20 protein-coding genes are annotated in these 19,698 nt (G+C 70.5%); 13 read left to right on the forward strand and 7 right to left on the reverse strand.

What is annotated here, in order from left to right; all coding sequences use genetic code 11:
- Positions 1 to 149 precede the first annotated feature (149 nt).
- Both ACZ5CZ_RS33330 and ACZ5CZ_RS33335 read left to right on the forward strand, forming a co-directional pair.
- Entirely contained in the window at positions 150 to 518 is a 369-nt protein-coding gene (locus tag ACZ5CZ_RS33330) for an ImmA/IrrE family metallo-endopeptidase (RefSeq protein ID WP_468948184.1), read from the forward strand.
- A gap of 555 nt (positions 519 to 1,073) precedes the next feature.
- Positions 1,074 to 1,196, forward strand: coding sequence for a hypothetical protein (locus ACZ5CZ_RS33335; RefSeq protein ID WP_468948185.1), 123 nt, complete (start codon positions 1,074 to 1,076; stop codon positions 1,194 to 1,196).
- A 284-nt stretch (positions 1,197 to 1,480) separates the two neighbouring features.
- Here the strand turns inward: ACZ5CZ_RS33335 and ACZ5CZ_RS33340 are convergent, their stop codons facing one another.
- Entirely contained in the window at positions 1,481 to 2,044 is a 564-nt protein-coding gene (locus ACZ5CZ_RS33340) for a site-specific integrase (RefSeq protein WP_468948187.1), read from the reverse strand.
- Entirely contained in the window at positions 2,041 to 2,301 is a 261-nt protein-coding gene (locus ACZ5CZ_RS33345; RefSeq protein ID WP_468948188.1) for a hypothetical protein, read from the reverse strand. The genes ACZ5CZ_RS33340 and ACZ5CZ_RS33345 overlap by 4 nt, the downstream gene beginning before the upstream one ends.
- A gap of 77 nt (positions 2,302 to 2,378) precedes the next feature.
- Here ACZ5CZ_RS33345 and ACZ5CZ_RS33350 point away from each other — a divergent pair, with 77 nt between their 5' ends.
- Complete coding sequence (locus tag ACZ5CZ_RS33350; protein WP_468948190.1) at positions 2,379 to 2,582, forward strand: hypothetical protein; 204 nt, start codon at positions 2,379 to 2,381, stop codon at positions 2,580 to 2,582.
- Positions 2,583 to 2,762: 180 nt separating this feature from the next.
- Here ACZ5CZ_RS33350 and ACZ5CZ_RS33355 read toward each other — a convergent pair whose 3' ends face one another.
- The 3 genes from ACZ5CZ_RS33355 to ACZ5CZ_RS33365 form a co-directional block, all read right to left on the reverse strand.
- Complete coding sequence (locus ACZ5CZ_RS33355) at positions 2,763 to 3,701, reverse strand: helix-turn-helix domain-containing protein (protein ID WP_468948192.1); 939 nt, start codon at positions 3,699 to 3,701, stop codon at positions 2,763 to 2,765.
- Positions 3,702 to 3,712: 11 nt separating this feature from the next.
- Positions 3,713 to 3,979, reverse strand: a complete 267-nt coding sequence (locus ACZ5CZ_RS33360; protein ID WP_468948194.1) for a hypothetical protein — start codon at positions 3,977 to 3,979, stop codon at positions 3,713 to 3,715.
- Between the two features lie 1,890 nt (positions 3,980 to 5,869).
- Positions 5,870 to 6,154 carry a hypothetical protein gene (locus tag ACZ5CZ_RS33365; RefSeq protein ID WP_468948195.1) on the reverse strand — a complete coding sequence of 95 codons (285 nt, stop codon included), beginning with the start codon at positions 6,152 to 6,154 and terminating at the stop codon, positions 5,870 to 5,872.
- A 216-nt stretch (positions 6,155 to 6,370) separates the two neighbouring features.
- Between ACZ5CZ_RS33365 and ACZ5CZ_RS33370 the strand changes: the two genes are divergently transcribed.
- The 5 genes from ACZ5CZ_RS33370 to ACZ5CZ_RS33390 all read left to right on the forward strand — a co-directional run bounded on the left by ACZ5CZ_RS33370 (position 6,371) and on the right by ACZ5CZ_RS33390 (position 10,831).
- On the forward strand, positions 6,371 to 7,300 hold the full coding sequence (locus ACZ5CZ_RS33370) for a hypothetical protein (RefSeq protein ID WP_468948196.1): 930 nt from the start codon (positions 6,371 to 6,373) through the stop codon (positions 7,298 to 7,300).
- 29 nt (positions 7,301 to 7,329) lie between these two features.
- The gene (locus ACZ5CZ_RS33375) at positions 7,330 to 7,587 is read left to right on the forward strand and encodes a hypothetical protein (protein WP_468948198.1); all 258 of its coding nucleotides are present in this window, start codon (positions 7,330 to 7,332) and stop codon (positions 7,585 to 7,587) included.
- Positions 7,588 to 7,821: 234 nt separating this feature from the next.
- Positions 7,822 to 8,700, forward strand: a complete 879-nt coding sequence (locus ACZ5CZ_RS33380) for a hypothetical protein (RefSeq protein WP_468948200.1) — start codon at positions 7,822 to 7,824, stop codon at positions 8,698 to 8,700.
- Between the two features lie 61 nt (positions 8,701 to 8,761).
- Positions 8,762 to 10,105 carry a DNA cytosine methyltransferase gene (locus ACZ5CZ_RS33385; RefSeq protein ID WP_468948202.1) on the forward strand — a complete coding sequence of 448 codons (1,344 nt, stop codon included), beginning with the start codon at positions 8,762 to 8,764 and terminating at the stop codon, positions 10,103 to 10,105.
- Positions 10,106 to 10,225: 120 nt separating this feature from the next.
- Entirely contained in the window at positions 10,226 to 10,831 is a 606-nt protein-coding gene (locus ACZ5CZ_RS33390; protein WP_468948203.1) for an adenine nucleotide alpha hydrolase family protein, read from the forward strand.
- A gap of 319 nt (positions 10,832 to 11,150) precedes the next feature.
- Here the strand turns inward: ACZ5CZ_RS33390 and ACZ5CZ_RS33395 are convergent, their stop codons facing one another.
- On the reverse strand, positions 11,151 to 11,957 hold the full coding sequence (locus tag ACZ5CZ_RS33395) for a hypothetical protein (protein ID WP_468948205.1): 807 nt from the start codon (positions 11,955 to 11,957) through the stop codon (positions 11,151 to 11,153).
- A 623-nt stretch (positions 11,958 to 12,580) separates the two neighbouring features.
- Entirely contained in the window at positions 12,581 to 14,020 is a 1,440-nt protein-coding gene (locus tag ACZ5CZ_RS33400; RefSeq protein WP_468948207.1) for a hypothetical protein, read from the reverse strand.
- Between the two features lie 792 nt (positions 14,021 to 14,812).
- On the opposite strand from ACZ5CZ_RS33400, the gene ACZ5CZ_RS33405 reads away from it, so the two are divergent.
- Genes ACZ5CZ_RS33405 through ACZ5CZ_RS33425 form a run of 5 tightly spaced genes read left to right on the forward strand, consistent with a single transcriptional unit; the run spans position 14,813 to position 19,698 of the window.
- Positions 14,813 to 15,745, forward strand: a complete 933-nt coding sequence (locus tag ACZ5CZ_RS33405) for a conjugal transfer protein (protein WP_468948208.1) — start codon at positions 14,813 to 14,815, stop codon at positions 15,743 to 15,745.
- Entirely contained in the window at positions 15,742 to 16,083 is a 342-nt protein-coding gene (locus ACZ5CZ_RS33410) for a hypothetical protein (protein ID WP_468948209.1), read from the forward strand. The genes ACZ5CZ_RS33405 and ACZ5CZ_RS33410 overlap by 4 nt, the downstream gene beginning before the upstream one ends.
- Positions 16,080 to 16,661: a hypothetical protein gene (locus ACZ5CZ_RS33415; protein WP_468948210.1), complete on the forward strand. Its 582-nt coding sequence runs from the start codon at positions 16,080 to 16,082 to the stop codon at positions 16,659 to 16,661. The genes ACZ5CZ_RS33410 and ACZ5CZ_RS33415 overlap by 4 nt, the downstream gene beginning before the upstream one ends.
- The gene (locus ACZ5CZ_RS33420) at positions 16,658 to 19,351 is read left to right on the forward strand and encodes an ATP-binding protein (protein WP_468948211.1); all 2,694 of its coding nucleotides are present in this window, start codon (positions 16,658 to 16,660) and stop codon (positions 19,349 to 19,351) included. Before ACZ5CZ_RS33415 ends, ACZ5CZ_RS33420 begins: the two co-directional genes overlap by 4 nt.
- Positions 19,348 to 19,698 carry a hypothetical protein gene (locus tag ACZ5CZ_RS33425; protein ID WP_468948213.1) on the forward strand — a complete coding sequence of 117 codons (351 nt, stop codon included), beginning with the start codon at positions 19,348 to 19,350 and terminating at the stop codon, positions 19,696 to 19,698. Before ACZ5CZ_RS33420 ends, ACZ5CZ_RS33425 begins: the two co-directional genes overlap by 4 nt.

Consider the following 19,698-nt stretch of genomic DNA (forward strand, 5'->3'; position numbering starts at 1 on the left):
GACCAAGATCGTTCTCAGCGCCAACCGCTGTCCCGATGTTCCCCGAGGCCGGTTGAACAGCAGCACCCGGACGTCGATGCGCTGAGCCGGCCCCACTGCGTCGTCAGTGGGGCCTCGGCGACGGCCCGGTCACCCATCTCGTGCGGCGCATGGAGACGCACGGCATCGTGGTCGTACTGCCGGCGGAGGCCGATGCCGCCGCCGCGACGGTCGACACCTTCTCCTCCCGCTCGGCGCGCCCGCTCGTGGTGCTCACCCGGAACCGGGCCAACGACGTCTACCGCCACCGCTTCACCGCGGCCCACGAACTCGGCCACCTAGTGCTGCGCGGTGACGCGACGGGCGACAGCAGGCAGGAGCGCGAGGCGGACGCATTCGCCGCGGAGTTCCTCACCCCGCAGGAGAGCATCCTGCCCCTGCTGCCGCGCCGGATGGACCTGGGGCATCTGGCGGCCTGCGCCGGACCTGGGGCGTGTCCGTGCACTCCCTGGTGTACCGCTGCCGCGAACTGGGTCTGATCTCCGACGCCACGGCAAGCCGGACGTACCAGCGACTGCGAGCCCTGAACGGCCAGCCCGGCTTCGCCGCGGAGCCGGTCACCGGCTACCCGGGGGAGCAGCCGGTCCTGCTGTCCCAGGCCTTCGATCTGGCGGTCCAGGAGTGGGCGTACGAGAACTCGCCCAGGAACTGGCCTGGCCGCTGGCGCGGGTCAGGGAACTGCTGGGGATGCCGGACAGCCGGCCGGTACTGCGCCTGGTGTGAGGCGCGTGTTCCGCGGCCTCCGCCGGCTGCTTCCGGCTGTGTTCGGCATGGAGTACGTCATTCCGCTGGATGTGACCGACGCCACAATATCGACTAACCTCAAGCCATTCCGCCGAATTAACACTCCGTCAGCGACGCCTGGAGTGCGCCCAGTTCTCGAGGGCCTCCTCGCGTCCGGAGCCCCAGTAGTATGCGTATCACCTCCTTCTTCGGGGCCCTCGACCCGAACGTGGACGTGGCCTGCGGGCTCGTCCACACGCTCCGGCCCAGCCGGGCCGGTTCCCGCCGAGGGTGAGGAAGGGGGTGGTGCGGTGAGCACCGACGTGAACAAGCGTCGCCGCAGGTGGACTGGCCCTGAGAAGTGGCAGGTCGTCCTGGCGGCGGCGAGTCTGTTAGTCGCGGTCATCGCGCTGGCGGTGCAGTTCACTCAGTGACGTCACTGAGTCCGCCTCACGACCGGTCGGAATCGGACTGGGCACGGCTGCTGTATGCAGTGAGCCCGGCCGCCTGTAGTTCGACCGGGCTCGTGAACTGCGTGGAGGGGCCTGGCCCGGATGGCGCCGGGTCGGGTCTCTCTGCGCCGACTGGAGCCACCCCCAGCCGACACATAAAACATTACCACCTTTGAGCCGGATCTGACCTGAAACCGCAGGTCAGAAGGCTGGCTACCCCACCCTTGCGCATCCATAGATGCGTGCCCGACGGGGATGCCACACCTCTACAGCACGCCGAGCAGGGCGTTGTCCTCCCACTGGTCGACGACTTCGAGGTAGCCGGCCAGCACCTTGGAGTGCGGGGCCCATCCGCCTTGCTTGGCGATGACGATCTGGTCGTGGCCCTTCAGGCGGGAGGAGGTGGCAAGGCCGCGGCGGGGGCTGTGGCCGGTGAAGCGGATCTCGATCCCGGCGCGTTCCCCGGCGCGAGTGATGACGTCGCCGATGGACTCGGGCGTCAGGCCGCCCTGCATGACGGTGTGCCAGCGGTTGTGCAGGCGGCGCCAGGCGTAGCCGTCCGGGTCGGTGAGGCCGGCGGCCTCCTTCCAGGCCTGCCAGGCGCGGACCGGGCAGATCGAGGGCCGGGAGCCGTAGGGGACGGGCACGACGCGGGGGCGGACCTTGGAGACGCGCAGGTCGGCCTGGATGCCGCCGGGGGTCTCGGCGTAGTCGCGGACCCGGTTGAAGGCGAGTTCGTGCTCGCGGCCGGCGACGGCGAAGTGCATGAGGACCAGGGCGCGGTCGCGGATGCCCCTGAGGTTGTCCGGGCAGGCGGCGCTGATCTTCACCAGGTGCTCGACCAGCAGCGGCGGGGCCTGGCCCCCACGGTGCCGGAGATCCGCCGGTCGATGGTCGACGGCGCGGTGCAGGTGCCCTTCTTCCCGCCGGGCTGGGTCCACAGCCACTCGACGAACATCACCAGCGTGCCCGGGGTGACGGCGAGCACGGGCACCCCGGAGTCGGCGCAGAACTTCGTCCAGCTCGCCCAGTCCTGGGCGTAGCTGCGGCGGGTGCTTTCCGGGCGGCCGTCGGCGACGGTGCGCACTGCGCCGCCGCCTCGATGTCCAAGCCGACCGACGGAGGATCCGCCACCTGCAGCGGTTCGAGGACCGCAAGCCCCGCTTGGACGAGAGCTACAGCACCACCCAGGGGGTGGCCGAGATCGAGGAGGGCGCTCTGTGCCTGGCCTTGGGGCACGTGCTGGGGACGGGAGCGATGGGGCAGCCGGACAAGTTCATCCAGGAGTCGATCCTGCGGCGGTACGGCCGGCCGTTCACCGAGTGCCAGGTCGTACCGGCCGCCAGCGATGCCACAGACGGGGAATGACGACGGGCCCAGTTAGACCTGTTGGGGCTAAGAGGACAGGACCTTCTCGGGGCAGCGTCGCCCGGCTTGCGGGCGACGGCCCCGGGCGAAGGCGTCCCGTCTTCGGACTCCTTATGGCTCGAAGTGGGGGTGCCGGTTGGACCCATTGGAACCAACGGGTCCAACTAGGATGCGGGGCTCTCAGAAGAACGCGCTGTGCTCCGGCGCAGGCTCACCCACGGCGATGGCCAGTTGCTCCGGGACGGCCCGCCGGGGCCGTCGTCTCGACCTCTGTTCCCCCTGGGCGAGAGCGTCGACCTTGGCGCGCTGGCGGCGGACGAACTCATCGCGCGTCGGGACGGCCGGCCAGCGGTCCTCGTCGTGGTAGTGCCCACGCTTCAATCCAGTATCCGAGCGGAAGCCGGGCTTCGGCCCGGTTTCCGCTCGGTGCATCCTCCCGGCCCGTTGGACGGTGGCAGCGATCGGCTCGAAGAACACCGCACTCGGCTCCGCGAACCAGGGCTCCGCCTCTGAAGCGTTGGCGTTGCCCAGGGTGGCGAAGTCGTCGGACTTCTCGCGGCGCCACGCGCGCGTCCAAGCGGCTTCCCAGTCCGGCCAGTCCGCCTCCGGCACCTCACAGGCCCGCAGATACGCCCGGAACTGCGTCAGGCCGTGCGGCATCGCCTGCTTGGTCACGATGCGGTGCCCGGTGCTGCGTGGCAGGGCGCCGTAACCGCCAGCCCGCTGCTCCATGGTGCGCAGCGGCGGGGAGCCGGCCTTCTCGTACAGCTCCACCAGGGCCGCGCCCAGATCGACGAAGTCGCGGATGAACTCCCGGCGCGGGGCGGGCCGACCGCGTCCGCCCCGCGCGAGACGGGTCTCCTCATACCGGGCCCGCTTCCACAGCAGCCGCGCTTCCTCCGGCGAGGCGTCGCACGCCCGTGCGTAGTTGAGCACCGTCTGCAGCTTCGGCACGGTCTCGCTGGAGGCGGCACGCTGCAGCGTCGTGGCATGACAGCCGGCCCGCACCGACAGGGCCCGGTAGCCCTGCCGGGTGCGCTTCCGCTGTTCGCGCAGCCACTCCTGCAGCTCGCGCAGCGCCTTGTTGCTGGTGGTGAGCGGTCTCTCGGGACGGCACATGAACCATCGCCTCACGCAGCCGACGTCAGCAGGGCGCGCAGGGCGGCACGCAGGCCCCGGGCGGAGGTTCCAGTGACCAAGGCGACCAGGAGGACGGCGATCAGTCCGGCGCCGAGAAGAAGCCGCAGCGCGACGGGCAGCGTCATGCCGGCGAAGGTGACCAGGGCGGCGGCCATGGTGATGATCACGATGATGACGACGGCCTCGGCGCCGCCGAGGCGGCGGTGGGGCGGGGTGCCGCTCTCCACGCAGGAAACGGCGTAACGGGGCTTGGGCACAGGGCCTCCCTGTTGTTCGGGTCCGGCGACCCACGGTTGCCGGACCCCTTGCTGCTGACTCCAACCAGGCGAACCACTGGGGCGGTTGCAGCCGCCCGTGGCGTGGTGCGTGGACAAGATGGTGGCAGCCGCAAGAGGCCGTGCGTCCCTGTGCCAGGTCTTTCGACGGGGTTTGATGCGTCGGCGCCCTAACGCATCTATGGATGCGTGAGACCGAAAATTGCCACGCAGAGTCAGGATCCTGTCGCGTACGCAGCGGTGACCTGCACTTCTGGTACCGCCATCAAGATCGTGGAAAGTGTCAGTCCCTCGTGGTAGTGAACGAGTTGATGCGCCCATGCCCCAATCTGGCTTGCGCCAGGTTTGCAGGCACTGCGACTATCCGCGCACTTGGGCTTGCACCGAGTGGGGCTGGCCCTGCCCTGATTTGCTGCTGACTCCAACCAAAAGCCGAACAGGGACCTTGCGGCCTCGTGTTGCAGCGCGACGCCACCGGGAGCCGGTACCGCCTCTGGTACCGGCTCTTCGTGTGAGAGGGAGTGCGCATCGGCGGTCCTTCGGAGCGGTCGTGGCCGCGTCCGCCAAAGACGGTACGGAGCCTTCGGGGCCATGGCCACCCGGAGGCTCCTCTGCGCGACGACGAGCTGCTTAACGAACCGGTGCCGCTGAGGTCACCGGCCCGTGGGCTCCGGGTAGCGCTCCCGCCGGCGGTGTGAGTCGTCAGTGCCGTGGTGGCAAACACCGAGATGGTGAGGCCGTCGACCGCCTCGGCGAGCGCCTCCAGGCGCCGCTACAGTGGGTGCTCCGCCTTGCCCGCCAGGGCCACGTGCCCGAATTCCTGGGCTCCCTGTGTGCGGCTCTCACTCTTGGCCTGCTGGCTTCCCTTCGTGCCCGTCTACGACGAACGCTGCGCGGGCTCCGCCGCGCACTTGCCGCGGCTCGGGCGGCATGGCGTGATACTCAGCCGGATGACCAGACGGCCGACTGACCTGCATTTCCGTGCATCAGGTGGTGCGAGGCGGCAATTTCTCGTCGGCGTGGCCGCTTCGAGACGGCCCTCGGCGCCGCTGCCTTCACCCGTCCCGGCCGCGCCGATAAACCGCTGGCGGCCGTCGAGGAGGCGGACGCCGCCCTGGCAGGAGGCCCAGAGCACGTCCGCGCGGATGAAGCCGCCGAGGTGGACCACGACCCGGATCAGGCGGTCGAACCCGGGCCGGCCCGCCTCCCGAAGCGGCCGCACCGTACGAAGGGGCCGGGCGTACTCGGCGCTCCCCCTGAGCAGCCCATCCCGGCTGGACAGCAGGGAAGACCGGGCGGAGTCGTACCAGCGGCTGCTGGATGCTTCCACCCGCTCGTTCGGCTACGCCTACCAGTTCGCCCACCTGCGGCGCGAGGGAGGACGGGCGGCGGACAAGATACTGCTGGGCCAGTTGCCCCAGCTATGGGGGATCGCCAGCGACCTCATGGGCGCGCTGCACGGTGTACGGCTGTGCGGCACCGTGGCGGTCATCGCCGCGGCGGAGGACCAGGTCGCCGCGACCAGCGACTTGGACCTGAACGAGAAGAACGGCGACCGCTTCCAGCAGCAGGCTGAGGCGGTGGTCGCCGCCCAGGGCGCGTTCCTCGACGCCTGCCGGGAGGACCTGTCGTACGCCACGAAGCGGTGGCAGCATCGGCCGGACGCAGGGCGCACCGCCGGGCGGTCCAGCCTCTCCCACGACCGACTCGACCCGGCGGCGCTCGCGCGTACGCGTGCGCGCATAAAGGGGGTTCAGAAAGTCCGGAAACCCGGCCGTCTCCCCGAACGGGCCGGGCCCGGTGCGCGACAATCGCGGCGTGCAGACGTCGAAGTTCCTCTCGGTCCGCGGGCTCGACCAGCTCCTCGACGGCCTAGGCGCCGACGCGGCCCGTCGACGTCAGATGGACATGGTGCGCGGCGAGCTGGAGCGGGCGCTGGACCGGGGCGCACTGCCGGTCCCGGCCCGGCGCAGCCTTCAGCGGCTCCTGGAAGAAGAGGCGCTCCGCCCGTACATGCGGCACCGGACAGGCGGCCGAGCCGTTGGGCCGGTGGGCGCCGCGCTCGCGGGCCAGCTCCAGCCGGGCACGGTGGTAGAGCCAGAACCGGATCTCCTCCGCCGGGACCTCGCAGGCGGTGCCGGCGAGATTGACAGCCACCAGCAAGAGCGTCATATTGATTACACGAAACAAGCGGCAAAAGTGGTGGACGGCGGAAGGCACCCCCTCACGGGGGTGTCGGCCCAGGGCGGCAACCCCGGCCGAACGTCCCGCCGACCACCATCACCAACTCGACTCGCCCCCGGCACCTGAGCGCCGGAAGAACAAGAGGAGCAGGCCCTCAGTATAGGGCCGCGGCCCGAACCGGAGAATGCAATGTCCAAGGCCCTGAACCCGCAGCGCCGCGTCATCGGCGACCGCGCCGTGGTCAACCGTGACTGGATCCGCGAGTTCACCGGCGCCAGCGCCGGCACCGCGGCCCGCTGGTACAAGCTGCGCCTCGAGCAGCCCGAGGAGCACCGCCACCCGGAGAAGGAGCGCATCGACGGCACCGACTTCTACGACGAGCAGCAGTTCCGCGACTTCTACACCTGGTTCCAGCAGGAGAAGGCGAGCAAGGTCCTCCAGGCCGACCCTGAGCTGTACGAGCTCGCCCCCGGGGACGTCGTCTCCATCAACAAGGCCGCCGAACTGCTCAAGTTCAGCGGGCCTTCGGTGATCCGCAAGTACCGGCAGGCGAACCCCGGCTACTTCCCGGAGCCCGTCGACGAGCCGGTCCAGGGCCCCACCGGCCGCATGATCCCCGGCTTCCGCGTCGGCGACCTGCAAGACTTCGACCGCAAGCGCACCGGGGACAAGCTCGGCAAGGCCGGCCGCCGCCCCGGGCCGCAGCAGGCGGCACCCGTCGGCCGGCCCTCCGCCCTCGAGGAGGCCCTCGCAGCCGAGCTGAGCGCTCGCGCCGGCCGTGAGTCGCTCACCGCCACGCAGCTCGCCGAGCAGTACGCGAACGAGGCGATCGACCGCGACGGCTACCACCCGGGGCTGGCCGCAGAGCTCAGCGTCCAGTACGGGGGCCCGCAGAGGTCCTGGGAGTACGCCGTCCGCAACGCCGTCAAACAACACCCCGTGGCCGCGCCGCGGCGCTCCGAAGCCGACCGGCGGGCGGCCATCGCCCTGGCCGCCCTGCGCGAGCGCGGCGACGTCCGAGGTCTTGCCGCCTCCCTCGCCCGTGAACACGGAGGCAGCCCCGACGTCTGGTCGCGGGCGGTGAACGCGGCACGCAGGCTCGCCGACCCCACTCCCTGATCTTCCGGCCAGCAGAAGGACGGTCCCCGATGCCCAGCTATCAGCTCCGCGATACCGCCACTCGCCGGCTCCTCGCCCGCGGCCTGGCCGACTACGCCGCGGCCGAGGCCGCCATGGACCGCCTCGACGACGAACTGGAACACGACCTCGCGGCCAACGGCGAAGGCGCCGGACGCATCCGCCTGCGCCTCGACATCGAAAGGGTCACCGCCGGCATCGCGGAGACCGTCGGGCACCACGTGCTCCTCCTGGGCGTCGGCGACACAGCCCCCATGCCCTTGCTGTAGCCGACGGACCTTGCCATGAACCGCGGTGCGCCGCCCGGGAAGCCTGCCCTCAGTTCCGGCAGTCAGCGCAGCGCCGGCTCACGACTCGGACCCGCGGCGCCACCCCTGGGAAGTCGCCACTGACCTGCAACCCCCTCACATCAAAGGGGGTTGCAGCATCCCAGTAAGCGCGTATAATTGATTTTAGTTCCAGGCGGCAACCTGGATCAGTCACCAGCCGACTCAGGAGCAGACGTGATCACACTTCCCCTCACCCCCGAGCAGCGCACCGTCTACTGGACGGTGACGGTCTGCGACACGTACGGGTCCGTGAACCGGACCACCGGCCTGCACTCGGCCTCGGCCGTTCGCCAGCAGCACGACTTCTGGTCCGCAAAGCAGTCGACGGCCCGGATCGAGCTCACCGAGCACACGCTCCTTCAGGCCCGGATAGTCATCGCCTTCGAGGACCTGCCGGGCGCGGGCGAACCGACGCCGCTGCCGGATCTCCCGGCCGACGCGCAGCAGATGAAGCGGTTCTTCAAATTCGCCCGCGCGCTCGAGGACGGCTCACTGACGGGCTTCGGCCCCGCCGTTCTGCCTACCGGCGACGACGTCCGCTCCTTCTACGAGTGGACCGCCAAGAACCAAGAGCGCGCCCAGGCGGTGCGTGTCGACGTCTCCACGCTGCGGATCCTCGACATCACGCTTACCCACTACACGCGTGAGCTGCAGCTCGCCGACCTGCCCGACGATGACGCGACCTCGCTCGTGGGACAGCTGAAGTCGGCGGGCCTGTACTGGATCCCCGTCCACGACAACGCGGGAACGCACCTGCGCGTCCCCCTCGCCGACGGATCGCAGATGACCATCAGCCGCACGCCCGCCGTCGTGCAGGCACCCGGCTCCCAGTGCATGGCCGACGGCCATGGCGGCTGGCTCGCCGCGTGGGACGACTTCAACGGCGCCTCCGTCGAGGTCTACCGCTCCGCGCGCCAGGGCCTGGCCCGTGCCGCGGACACCGCAGCCCTGACGGCCGCCGTCCTCGACTGCGCCCACGCGCACGGCGGCGGGCCCGTCCTCACGAACGAACCCCAGCAGCCGCACACCCGGGGACTCGCCCAGGGCTCCTGATCCATTCCTTCCGTCGGCCGGGCGCGGCAACGCCCGGCCGACGGCCTCACCGACTCGACTCATGAAGGAGGCAGCAGTGCTGCGCTACGCACCGGTTCTCCCGCCAGGCGAGCTGGCCCGCCTCAAGGCCGCCTTGGGGCTCATCCCGTTCGTCGACCTCTTCAGCGGCTGCGGCGGAAGCAGCCGCGGTCTGGAGGAGGCGGGCTTCCGCCTGCTCCTGGGCATGAACCACGACCCGGTCGCGGTCTCCACTCACCGTGCCAACCACCCGCACGCCGAGCACAAGTGCGAGGACATCCACACCTACGACAAGCGCAACCTGCCGTCCGCCCGGGTGTACTGGGCGTCCATCCTGTGTACGGAGGCCAGCAAGGCCGGCGGCAGGAAGCGCTACCGCGGCCAGGAACGGCTGAGCCTGACCGGCACGGACGACGGCGCCAAGGCAGCAACTTTCGTCCAGACCAGGGCCTCCGCGCTGGACGTCCTGGCGGTCACCGAGCTGCACCGGCCCGACGCCGTCCTGGTCGAGAACGTGGCCGAGTTCGCCACCGACTGGGAGCTGTTCGACTGGTGGCTGCGCGGCATGGAGCTGCTCGGCTACAACGTGCAGATCGTCAACGCCTCGTCAGCACACCTGGGCGGTGGGGACAACCTGCTGCCGCCGCAGCTGCGCGACCGCATCTACATCGTGTTCACGCGCAAGGGCCTCCCGCTGCCGGATCTGCGGGTGCGGCCGGAGGCGGTCTGCCCGGAGTGCGGGCCGGCGCTGGCCAACCAGGTGTGGAAGAACCCGAAGGCGCGCCGCATCGGCAAGTGGGGCGAACAGTACGACTTCCGCTGCCCCAACCGGGCGTGCGGACACCTGAAGCTGGCACCGGTGACCCGCCCGGTCGGGGACGTCATCGACTGGAGCCTGCCCGGGCAGCGCGTGGGTGACGGCCGGCCCGACCGCAAGAAGTTCACCCCGTACGCTGCGTCGACCCGTGCCCGCATCGCGATGGGGCTGGAGAGGTTCGGCACTGACCCGTACATCGTGATGCTGCGCAGGCACGGCACCGCCCTGCCGATCAGCGGGCCGGTGCCCGCACTGGCCGCGCAGGGTCGCCACCACGCGCTGATCATCCCGATCGGCCGCAAGGGCGCCCCCCGCACCACCGCCGAGCCGCTGACCACGGTGGCGACCAAGCCGCACCACTCACTGGTCATCCCGGCGCTGACGGTGGAGGACTGCACCCTGCGCATGCTCTCGGTGGCAGAGCTCAAGCAGGTCCAACGCTTTCCCGCCGACTACATCATCCTCGGCAACCAGACCGAGGCGATCTTGCAGATCGGCAACGCGGTCAGCGTCAACGCCGCGCGCTGGCTGGGGGAACGGCTCCTGCCGAGTCTGGCCCTGGCTGCCTGATCCGTCCCGTAACTGCGGCGGTCCGGCCCTCTGATCCCGGGCCGCCGCCCCCGTCCTTCAGGCGCGGCAACGCCTGACCGACGGCGCCACCGACTCACCTAGCGAGAGGAAGCCCCGCTCATGCCCCGGAAGACCAGCCGCGGCCGCCGTCCCCTCACCGTCCGGCGGCACGTCGTCCAGTTCAGCGGCGGCATCGGGTCCTTCGCCGTCGCTGTCCGTGTCGCACGGAGGTACGGCACCCGCAACCTCACCCTTCTGATCGCCGACACAGGCATCGAGGACGACGACCTGTGGAGGTTCGCCGACGACAGCAGCCGGCTTCTCGGCGTTCCGCTGACGAAGGTCGCCGACGGTCGCACCCCTTGGGAGGTGTTCCGCGACGTCCGCTTCCTCGGCAACGACCGGCTGGCGCCCTGTACCCGTCTGCTCAAGCAGGTGCCGTGCAGGGAGTGGATGGTGGAGCATGCCGGCCCCGCCGACACGCTGGTGTATGTGGGGATCGAGAATACGCCGCGTGACCGGGCGCGGATCCCGGCGATCGTCCGCAACTGGAAGCCCTGGGGCGCGCGCTTCCCGTTGTGCGGGAAGTGGGAGCCGGCCCGGGCCAAGGAGCAGCTCCTGGACGAGGCGCGGGCCCTGGGCGTCGCACCGCCCCGCATGTACGAGCTCGGCTTCTCCCACAACAACTGCGGGGGCACGTGTGTGCGCGCGGGTCAGCGCCAGTGAAAGCACCTTCTGCAGGTCCTGCCCGAGCGGTACACCTACGCCGAGAAGCAGGAGGAGGAACTGCGCAAGTTGCTCGGCGACGTCAGCATCCTGCGTGCCCGCCGCGGCAGCGAGAGCCGGCCCCTCCCGCTGAGCCTGCTGCGCGAACGTTAGGCAGAGCCCGGCAGGACGCCCCAGGCCATCGGCCTGGGGCGTCGGCGTTCACCGTGAGATGGACAGTGCTCGCACCGGTGGACAAGGCGATGCAGCAGGTGCTCGCGCGGTGCCCGCCAGCCTACGAGCTGCTATGACAGCAGCCTTGGGCAGGGATTCTTGGAGGTCAGGCACTGGGGAATCGCGGGTGGAGCAGGCCGTCGCCGGGCCACAGATCGCGCTCAGTCGCGAGGCTGGTGAGGAACACATCGACCTCGGACAGGACCGCGGCACGCTCCGTCGGACCGTAGGTGAATTCGTTGGCTGCGGCGTCGAAGGCGCGCACGTGGCCGTGCGGGCCGATGCACACGAGGGCGCGCGCAATCTCTGGCAGGCCGAGGCTGAGGGCATCGCAGTGCCCGGAGCGGACGAGCTGCACCAGGTCGGTGGTGACGCGCTCCCAGTCACCGACGGTCGGCCAGTCGGCGCCGCCGTTCAGTTCGTGGGTGAGGGTGGCCAGCGGGATGATCTCGCCCGGCCGGCGTCCTTGGGTGAGCAGGTCGTGGATCCGGGCGCCGTCGGGCTGGAGCACCTGCGGGTGGAGCAGTGAGCCGGCGGCGACGACCGTGGTGTTGATCTCCTGGTTTCCGGGGCCGGGGTAGTACGGCTCGTGCGCGAACAGCAGATAGACGTTCGTGGTGCGAACAGCCGGGGTGGGTTCGGTCTGGGGCATCAGGAGGGCTCCCTTCAGCGGGCCTGTACTGGACTTGAGCTGGTGTGTCAGCGGACGGACGCCTAGCGGGTGCGGGCCCAGTGGCCGCACGGGTCCGTGGTGCTGGCCCGCGTCGGCCGTGCCGTGCTCGGCGGCGGTGCGTTTCATGAGCTGGGTGACCTGACCGGCGAGTTGGAGCATCAGCCGCTCGCGGTCGCTGAGCCAGGCTGAGGCCGAGTGGGTGCCACGGGTCTGGAGCAGGTCCGCGGCGTCCCACAGCATGTTGTGGCCGATCTCGGCGGAGCGGCGCAGTTCGTAGCGGTCGCTGCCCGCAGAGGCCTGGACGAGGTAGGTCTGCAGGGCTGCGAAGCGCTGCAGGTAGCGGACGGCATCGTCGCCTTCGACGCTGCGGACGTGTTCGCGGGCCCGGGCGTCGAGTCGGCCTGGCAGGTGCTCCGCAGGGGGGCGAGCAGCATCGGCGGGAGGACGACGTGGACGGGGATGGCCTGGGCGAGGGCGGACAGGCCGACGGCCAGGCTGATGAGGGCGATGGCGGCGCCGGAGAGCAAGGACCCGGGAACGGATGCCAGGGCGATGCGCTGGGCGGGACGCCTGGTCAGCCAGAGCAGGGCCAGGCGCTGTGCGCGGGTCGCAGCCGGGGTGAGCACCCCGATCTGATGGGGAGTCTCGGGCGCGCTGCCGTCGCCGGGAATGGTCCAGGCGAACCAGCCCCAGCCGGTGCGCTCGTAGACGAGGACGAGTTCGCAGGCGTCCGAGCAGGTGTGGTCGCGGATGTGGCCGGTGCGCAGGGCGCGGGAGTGTTCCTTCTTCCAGCGCCCCGGATCTTGGGGGAAGGGACGCTCGTGGTGCGCGCCGGCGGTGGGTGGGGGGGCGGAGGGTGTCGGTCACGGGCTGCTTCCTTCTGGGTGTGTCAGGGCGGAGGCGCACGTGGTGCAGCGGCCGTCGCCGTCGGGGTGGGCACGCCGGGCAGTGGGGCCCGGGCAGGTGCGGCACAGCGGCCAGCCGAGGCAGGCAGGGCAGAGGTCTTCGCCGGGAGCGGTACCGGGCACGCCGCAGCCAGTGCATTCGACAAGGGCCCGGTAGGTGAGGGCCTCGCTCACCGTGCGCGCGGCGGCGGACTCGGCGGGCCGCCGCGGCGGTGGGTCGTCCCAGGCGGGTGCGTCGTGGTGATCGGCCACGATCGCGGGCGGCGGGTAGGCCTGAGCGGCACGCAGTCGGGCTGCGATGATCGCGCCGACGGTGGTCCGTACCGGGTGGGGCAAGGGCCGGTCGGCGATGACGTGCAGCAGCTGCTCACGGCTCCAGCCGGCTTCCAGCATCATGGTGACGACGCGGCCTTGATCGGTGAGGGCCTTGCCGGTCAGCAGCAGCTCTGGGCGTTGTGCCCCGAGGTCGAGCAGCAGTCGGATGCCCGGGTGCATCTCATCCGCAGCGGGCGGCGCCGGCAGAGGCTTCTGCGTTGCCGGCTGGTCCTTCCGTCCAGGTTCCGGCGCGGCGCCGCTGCGACCGCATGGACGGAGGGGGCTGGTCTTCTGCTTCTTGGTCTTCTTTCTGTTGGTGTTCTTAGTGCCGGGATCAGCCAACGTAGGCTCATCCAATCCTGGAAAACCCGACTCTGGCTGCGACCTGGGGTTGTGCAGGGCGGGCAGATCGGTGATGAAGTACAGCGCCTGGCCGAGCGTTCCGTCGGTGTTCCTCTCGCGGGTGCGGTAGAGGAATCCGTGCCGCTCCAGCTGCTTGAGGCCTGTGGTGACCGCGTCGACCCCTTCGCGGCCGCGGCGTACCAGTTCGGCGACGGTGACCTGCCAGCCGTCCCGGTGGGTGCTGACGTACCCGAAGATCCCCTTCGCCTTGTAGGACAACCGGCTGTCGCGGAACAGGCCGTTGGCGATCTGGGTGAACTGATCGCCCGCCATCACCCCGCGCCGGATGCCCGCTGCGAAGCCGGCATCGTGTTCGTCTGCGATGGCGAGGGTGGAGGTGGCTTCCAGCAGGGCGACGTCGAGGGTGGCGGCGGGGCGGTCGGTGATCGCGTAGACGACCTCGCCGAGTGTCCCGTTCGCACGCCGCAGGCGTTCACGGATGAGGTAGCCGTACCGCTCGAGTTCTTTGAGGCCGGCGCGGACCGCCTCTCGCCCATCCGGGCCTACGGAGACCAGGTCTGCGACGGTGACCTGCCAGCCGTCCCGGTGCGTGCTGACATACCCGAAGATCCCCTTCGCCTTGTAGGACAACCGGCTGTCGCGGAACAGGCCATTGGCGATCTGGGTGAACTGATCACCCGCCATGACGCCTCGGCGGACCCCTGCCCCAAGACGGCTCACCGCCGTGTTCCCGAACCGGGCCGCACGTGGTGGCCAGGGCAGCGCGCCAGGCCCATGGGGATGGGGCGGCCCTCGGGCCTGGGGGCGCGGGCGTACCAGCGATCCATGCAGACAGCTCACCCGCCGGCCCCGACCAGGCTGACGGCCATGAGCCCCGACCATCGATCACGATCCGGCAACAGAAAGCATCTAGCTGCCGTGGTCAGGCTCATGGTCGGGCCGACCAGCTCCCTCCACTGCGCTCACTTGCTGACTGCGCAGGGGCTTCGCCTGGACCGCTGATGCCCCGGCCGCCGTCGCGGGCCGGGGTATCAGCGCGCCTTGCTCGGGTCACAAGCGAGTCGTGCACTCCGACTGCGCAGCGGCCAACGGGCCGTGCGCAACCGGCCCTGCGCAACCGGCCGAGGACCCTGCGCAGCCGCATGCGTGGTCAGGCTGCGCAATCGATCCCGTGATTCCTGTGCTTCCGCTGGCAGATCCCGGATGGGCACTGCGCACGCGCCTGACAGCGTCCTGGGAGCTGCCGTCTGCGCATCACCGGGGGGCGGGTTGGGCGAACGTCACGTGGCATCCACGGTCGCCGAGTTAGACGACCGTTGACGGGCCACGATGTCCCATCGTCCGCTTACGGCCAGCCATGGTTGGGCCTGTGGTCGGACCGACCATGACCCCGACCACGGACTTCGTATCCCCATCGTGACTTTGGTCGGGGTCTGGTGGTCGGTGGTCGGGTCGGGGCCGGCGGGTTTTCTCAAGGTCTGCAACATCCAGTTCCGACCTGGGAGTTTGACCATGTCCCCTGGCAAGCAGGCCTCGGACAGCGAGGCAGCTGCTCCGATGGCGGCGGGCGCCCGACTGGAGTCGATGCGGCGCCGGGTACGCCTGTCGCGGGTAGCGGTGCTGACCGCCATCGCGGCCGGCCCCATCGCCCTGTGCGTCGCCGTCGCCTCCACCCCGACCACGGTCCAGGCGGCTACGCCGACCAAGACCGCGGCGGTGCGCACCGCCGCGGCCACCGCCGATCCGAGCGGCTATGCGCAGCTGTTCCTCAACGCCTGGTTGCACAGCAGCGCCGGCGACGAGACGAGTGCGCAGGCGCGGCTTGCGCAGTCGATGGCGCCGGGCGTCGACCTGCCCGACCTCGCCTCCGATGCGCACCCGGCGCCGCAGTCCGTGACGGCGGTGCGCACTGCGCAGCGCGGTGGCGAGGCGTGGTCGGTGACGGTGGCTGCGCAGTACGCCGACGGCTCCGTGCGGTACTACGCCGTGCCGGTGGTCGCCGACGACGCGGGCACCTCGTTCACGGTGACCGGTGCGCCCGGCGTGGTGGCCGGTCCGGCCCGCGCCGCGGTGCCGAAGTCGCGTTACGGCGTGACGGTCCCCGAGGGGGGTCTGTCCTCCGCCATCGGGGAGTTCCTCGCCGCCTACCTGACGGGTGCCGGAGAGGTCGACCGCTACCTCGCGCCCGGAGTGACGTTGGCGCGGGTCTCCCCCGCCCCGTACCCGGCGGTCACCGTCCAGCAGGTATCGGCCACCGAGGAGGCCGCGGCCGCCGAGAAGGTACCGGCCGACGGCACGACGGTGCACGTCCTGGCCTCGGTGGAAGCCCGGGATGCCGGCGGCCGGTGGCCGCTGGCCTACGAGCTCACGCTCAAGGCCCGCTCTGGGCGGTGGGAAGTCGCGGCGCTTCAGTCCGGGACTGCCCAGGAGGGGGGTGCGCGGTGAACACGGTGCACAGCTTCATGCTCGCCGGGCAGCTGGACGACCTCGGCACCTCGTGGATCAACATGTTCAAGGACTGGGCCACCAAGGGGCTGCAGGCGGGTCTGATCTGCCTGGTCGTCGTCATCATGGTTCAGAAGTTCAGCCTCAAGGCCGGGATCGGCGCCTTGCTGCTGATGATCATCGCGCTCGGGCTGTACAACTCCCGGGACAGTCTGGCGAACATGTTCGTGGATGAGGTGAAGAACCCGGCCAAGGGCGCACCCGCCGTCCCCGGCATCGTCCAGTCCGAACTCCCCTCCTCCCCTGACCACTGCCCGGGCGTCGGAGGCCGGCTGTGAGCGCGGCAGCCGCGGCGCGGATGGGCCGCTTCTACACCGCAGCCCGTCGCCACCCCTGGGTGCTGGGCAAGGTCGCCGACTGGAAGATCCCCCTCGGCCCCTACACGCCCGCGCAGATCGCTCTCGCCGTCGGTGGCGGCTTCCTGCTGATCAAGACGATCAGCTGGTGGTCGTGGATGTTCCCGCTGCCCATCGTGGCGTGGGTGCTGGCCATCTGGGCGGTGCGCCGGCCGAAGATCCGTGGCCGTGCGCCGCTGCAGGCCGCGTTGGGCTGGGTGCTGCTCGTCTGGCAGCCCCGGGGAGGGCGGATCGGTGGCCGGGCCGCCCGCGATCGCGCTGCCCACCCGCTGCTCGGCGGCTTCACCATCGAGGACGCCCACACGCCCGGCCTCGCTGCGCAGGCCGCTCCCTCGCGCGCGGTTCAGCGACGTCCAGCCCGGGCGCCGCAACCGAATCCGGCCCCAGCCCGCTCGTCCGTGCCCGGCCGCCCGCAGCCGGTCGCTGCTGCCGTGGCCGAGGATCCGGTCTCGGGTGTGCAGCAGCTCCTCGCGCTCGCCCGGCACGGGGGTGCGCGATGAGGGTTCCGATCCGTCACATCGCCGCGCACCTGGTGTGGTCGACGCACGGCAGCGTGTGGGCCGTATACCGCCTGCACCCCGGCCCCGACGCGCAGGGACAGCGTGAGGAGACCGTCCAGGGCACGTACGTGCCGACGGCAGTCCGCGACGAACAGCTCGCCAAGATCACACATCTGGTGCGGTCGCTGTCCGGGGCACCGCGGCTGTTCGGTCTGTGCGCACAGATCGACCCGGGCGAGATCGCCCTCAAGATGATCGAGGGCCTCGAGCCGGCCGAGCACGCACCCGGTGCGGGCCGGCACCCGTGGGTGGAGAACGTCGAGGCCACCCTGGAACTTTTGGACGACCAGGAGATGCACCGCCGCACCCTGTGGCTGGCCGTGCCTCTGCAGCCCGAGGCAGGCGGCATGCAGGTGTCGGCCACACTCGGTGCGGCGTGGGCCGAGATTGCGCCGATGCTGGGCATGCGCCCGGCACCGGTGGCACGGCGCGAGGTGAGCGCCTACCGCGAGCAGGCCTCCAGGGTGGAGGCCGCGCTCGCGGGCGGGATCGCCTTCCGCCCGGCCCGCCCGGCGGAAATCGTGTGGATGATCCAGCACGCTCTCCACCGCGGCCTGGCAGAGCCGCTGCTGACCGAGGCCGAGACCAGCGAGCTGTATGGCGGGCAGATCCAGGACGGTGTGCTGCGCTCCCCCAGCTACGCCGACCTGGGCCAGGTCCGTCTCCAGGAAGGCGGCATCGATCCCGACCTCGACGATGTCGACGAGCTCAAGGGCGCGGGCAGCATCACGCGGTCGGGCCGCACGGCCTGGTGGCGAGCGAATACCGGCTCGCCGCTCGGCCGGCGCTGGCTGCAGATCGAGTCCGACGCAGGAGTGGGCTACCAGGCGCAGCTGGCGCTGGCCGAGTGCCCGCCTGCCGTCAACCAGGACGCCGCTGATCTGTTCGCCCAGCTGGAAACGCTCGCCTTTCCCGTCGACTACACCGTCGACCTCACCCTCGTGCCCGCGGAGAAGGCCCGCGACCAGGTGCGCCGCAAGAAGACGGAGTTGATCGACCAGGCCGACCAGTACGACGCCCGTCCGACCGGCATGCCCGCCTCGCTCACTGAGGCCGCCCGGGACCTGGGTGAGTTGGATGCCCGCCTGTCCCGCACATCCGTGGAGGTCGAGGTGCAGTCGGTGACTGTGCTGACGGTGTGGGGACCGACGGCCGCCGTCTGCGATGCGAGAGCGCGGGCGCTGGCCGCGCTGCTGGCGGGTGCCGACTACCGCGCCGTACGCCCGGCCGGCCTGCAGGAGGCCCTGTTCACCCTGGGCCTGCCTGGCACGGTACGGCCCGGCATCGTACGCGAGTTCACCCAGCACCAGATCAGCGAGGACTGGGCGCTGTCCGGTGCCTTCACCGCGGCCGAAGTCGGCGATCCGAACGGAATGTTCCTCGGTATCGACCTGGACTGCGGCACTACCCGGCCCGTGATGATCAACGTGGCTGATGCGCCCAAGGTCGACGCCTCGGCATCCATGGGAATCGTGGGGGATCTGGGCGCGGGCAAGAGCGTGCTGCAGAAGTTGATCGCGGAAGCGGTGTGGGCGCGCGGCGGCTGCGCGATCTGCATCGACCGCACCCCCGTACGCGAATGGGCCACCTTCGCCCGCACCGCCGCGAAAGGCCGTGTCCAGATCATCGACGCCGCCCAGGCCGAGGTGTCCATCGACCCACTTCGGATGTTCGCCGGACCCGAGGGACGGCACTACGCCCTGTCCTACCTCACCCTGCAACTCGGCATCGGCCCGATGAGCACGAGCGGCGAAGTCCTCCACCACGCTGTCGAGCAGGCCGCCCTCGACAACGCCCCCTCCATGCACCGCGTCCTACAGGTCCTCGAGAAGATGGCCATCCGTGAAACGGGCAAGCGGCAGGACGCGGCCGCCACCCTCGCCGGCCTCATCCGCGTCGTCGCCACCAACACCCTGGCCCGGATGGTCTTCGACCCGAGCCTGCCGCCGGTGCGGCTGGACGCTTCCAGCACGTCCGACATGATCGTGATCACCACGACCGGTCTGAAACTGCCACCGAAAGCAGCGTTCGACAAACCCGAAGTCCTGCACCAGCAGCCACTGGAAGCACTCATCGGCCGCGCGGTGCTCTACCTGATCGCCGCGATCGCCCGGCAGACCGCGTTCGAGGAACCCGAGCGGTTCACCGCGGTGGTACTGGACGAGCTGTACTGGCTCACCAGCTCGGCCGAGGGCACGGCCCTGGTCCACGAGATCCTTCACGACGGACGCAAGCACGGCGCCGGCCTGCTGGGCGCATCCCATGACGCTCTGGAACTCGGCCCGGACCGCGGGCTGATGGCCTACCGGGCCCTTTCCCGCACCGCCGACCGTGAGCGAGCCCGCCGCGGTCTGGAGTTCATCGGGCTCGACCCGAACAACGAAGAGCTGGTGCGGCTGGTAACCACCGGCCTGTCTCCGGTCGGGCACAAGGGCCGGGAAGGGGAGTTCCTGCTGACCTGCCCGCGGCAGAACACCGGCCGTGTCAAAACCGTCATCCCCCGCATCCCGCGCATCGCCTCGTCCATCACCACCACACCGGGAGGACGCACGAGCCCGGACTCGCAGACCACGTCTGCGCCCATCGCAGGCCAGGCCGCTGATGCCCGTCCGAAGGAATACAGCCGATGACTCTTTCCTCTTGGGACCGCTCCCGGCGCATCGCCGCAGCTTCAAGCATCCTCACCGTGATCACCGTGGCCGCCAGCGTCCTGGTGCTGGCCTTGCAGGTCGGCGTACCCGAAGAGTGGTGGCCGCACACCGGACAAGCCTTCACCGCCGACTCCCATCCCGGCCACCACGACCGATGCGCACCCATCACGGGCCGCGCCAAGGCGTACTGCGAGCGCGGCTCCACCGCCACCGCCTCAGGACACCACCCTGCCGACGCGACCTGGCGGCTAGTGCCCACCGGAGCCGGCCTGGCCGCGCTCGTGATCTGGCGGCGCCGGCGCGTAGCCGGGCAGAGGCGGGGCTGA

The organism is Streptomyces sp. NPDC031418 (genome assembly GCF_055581605.1).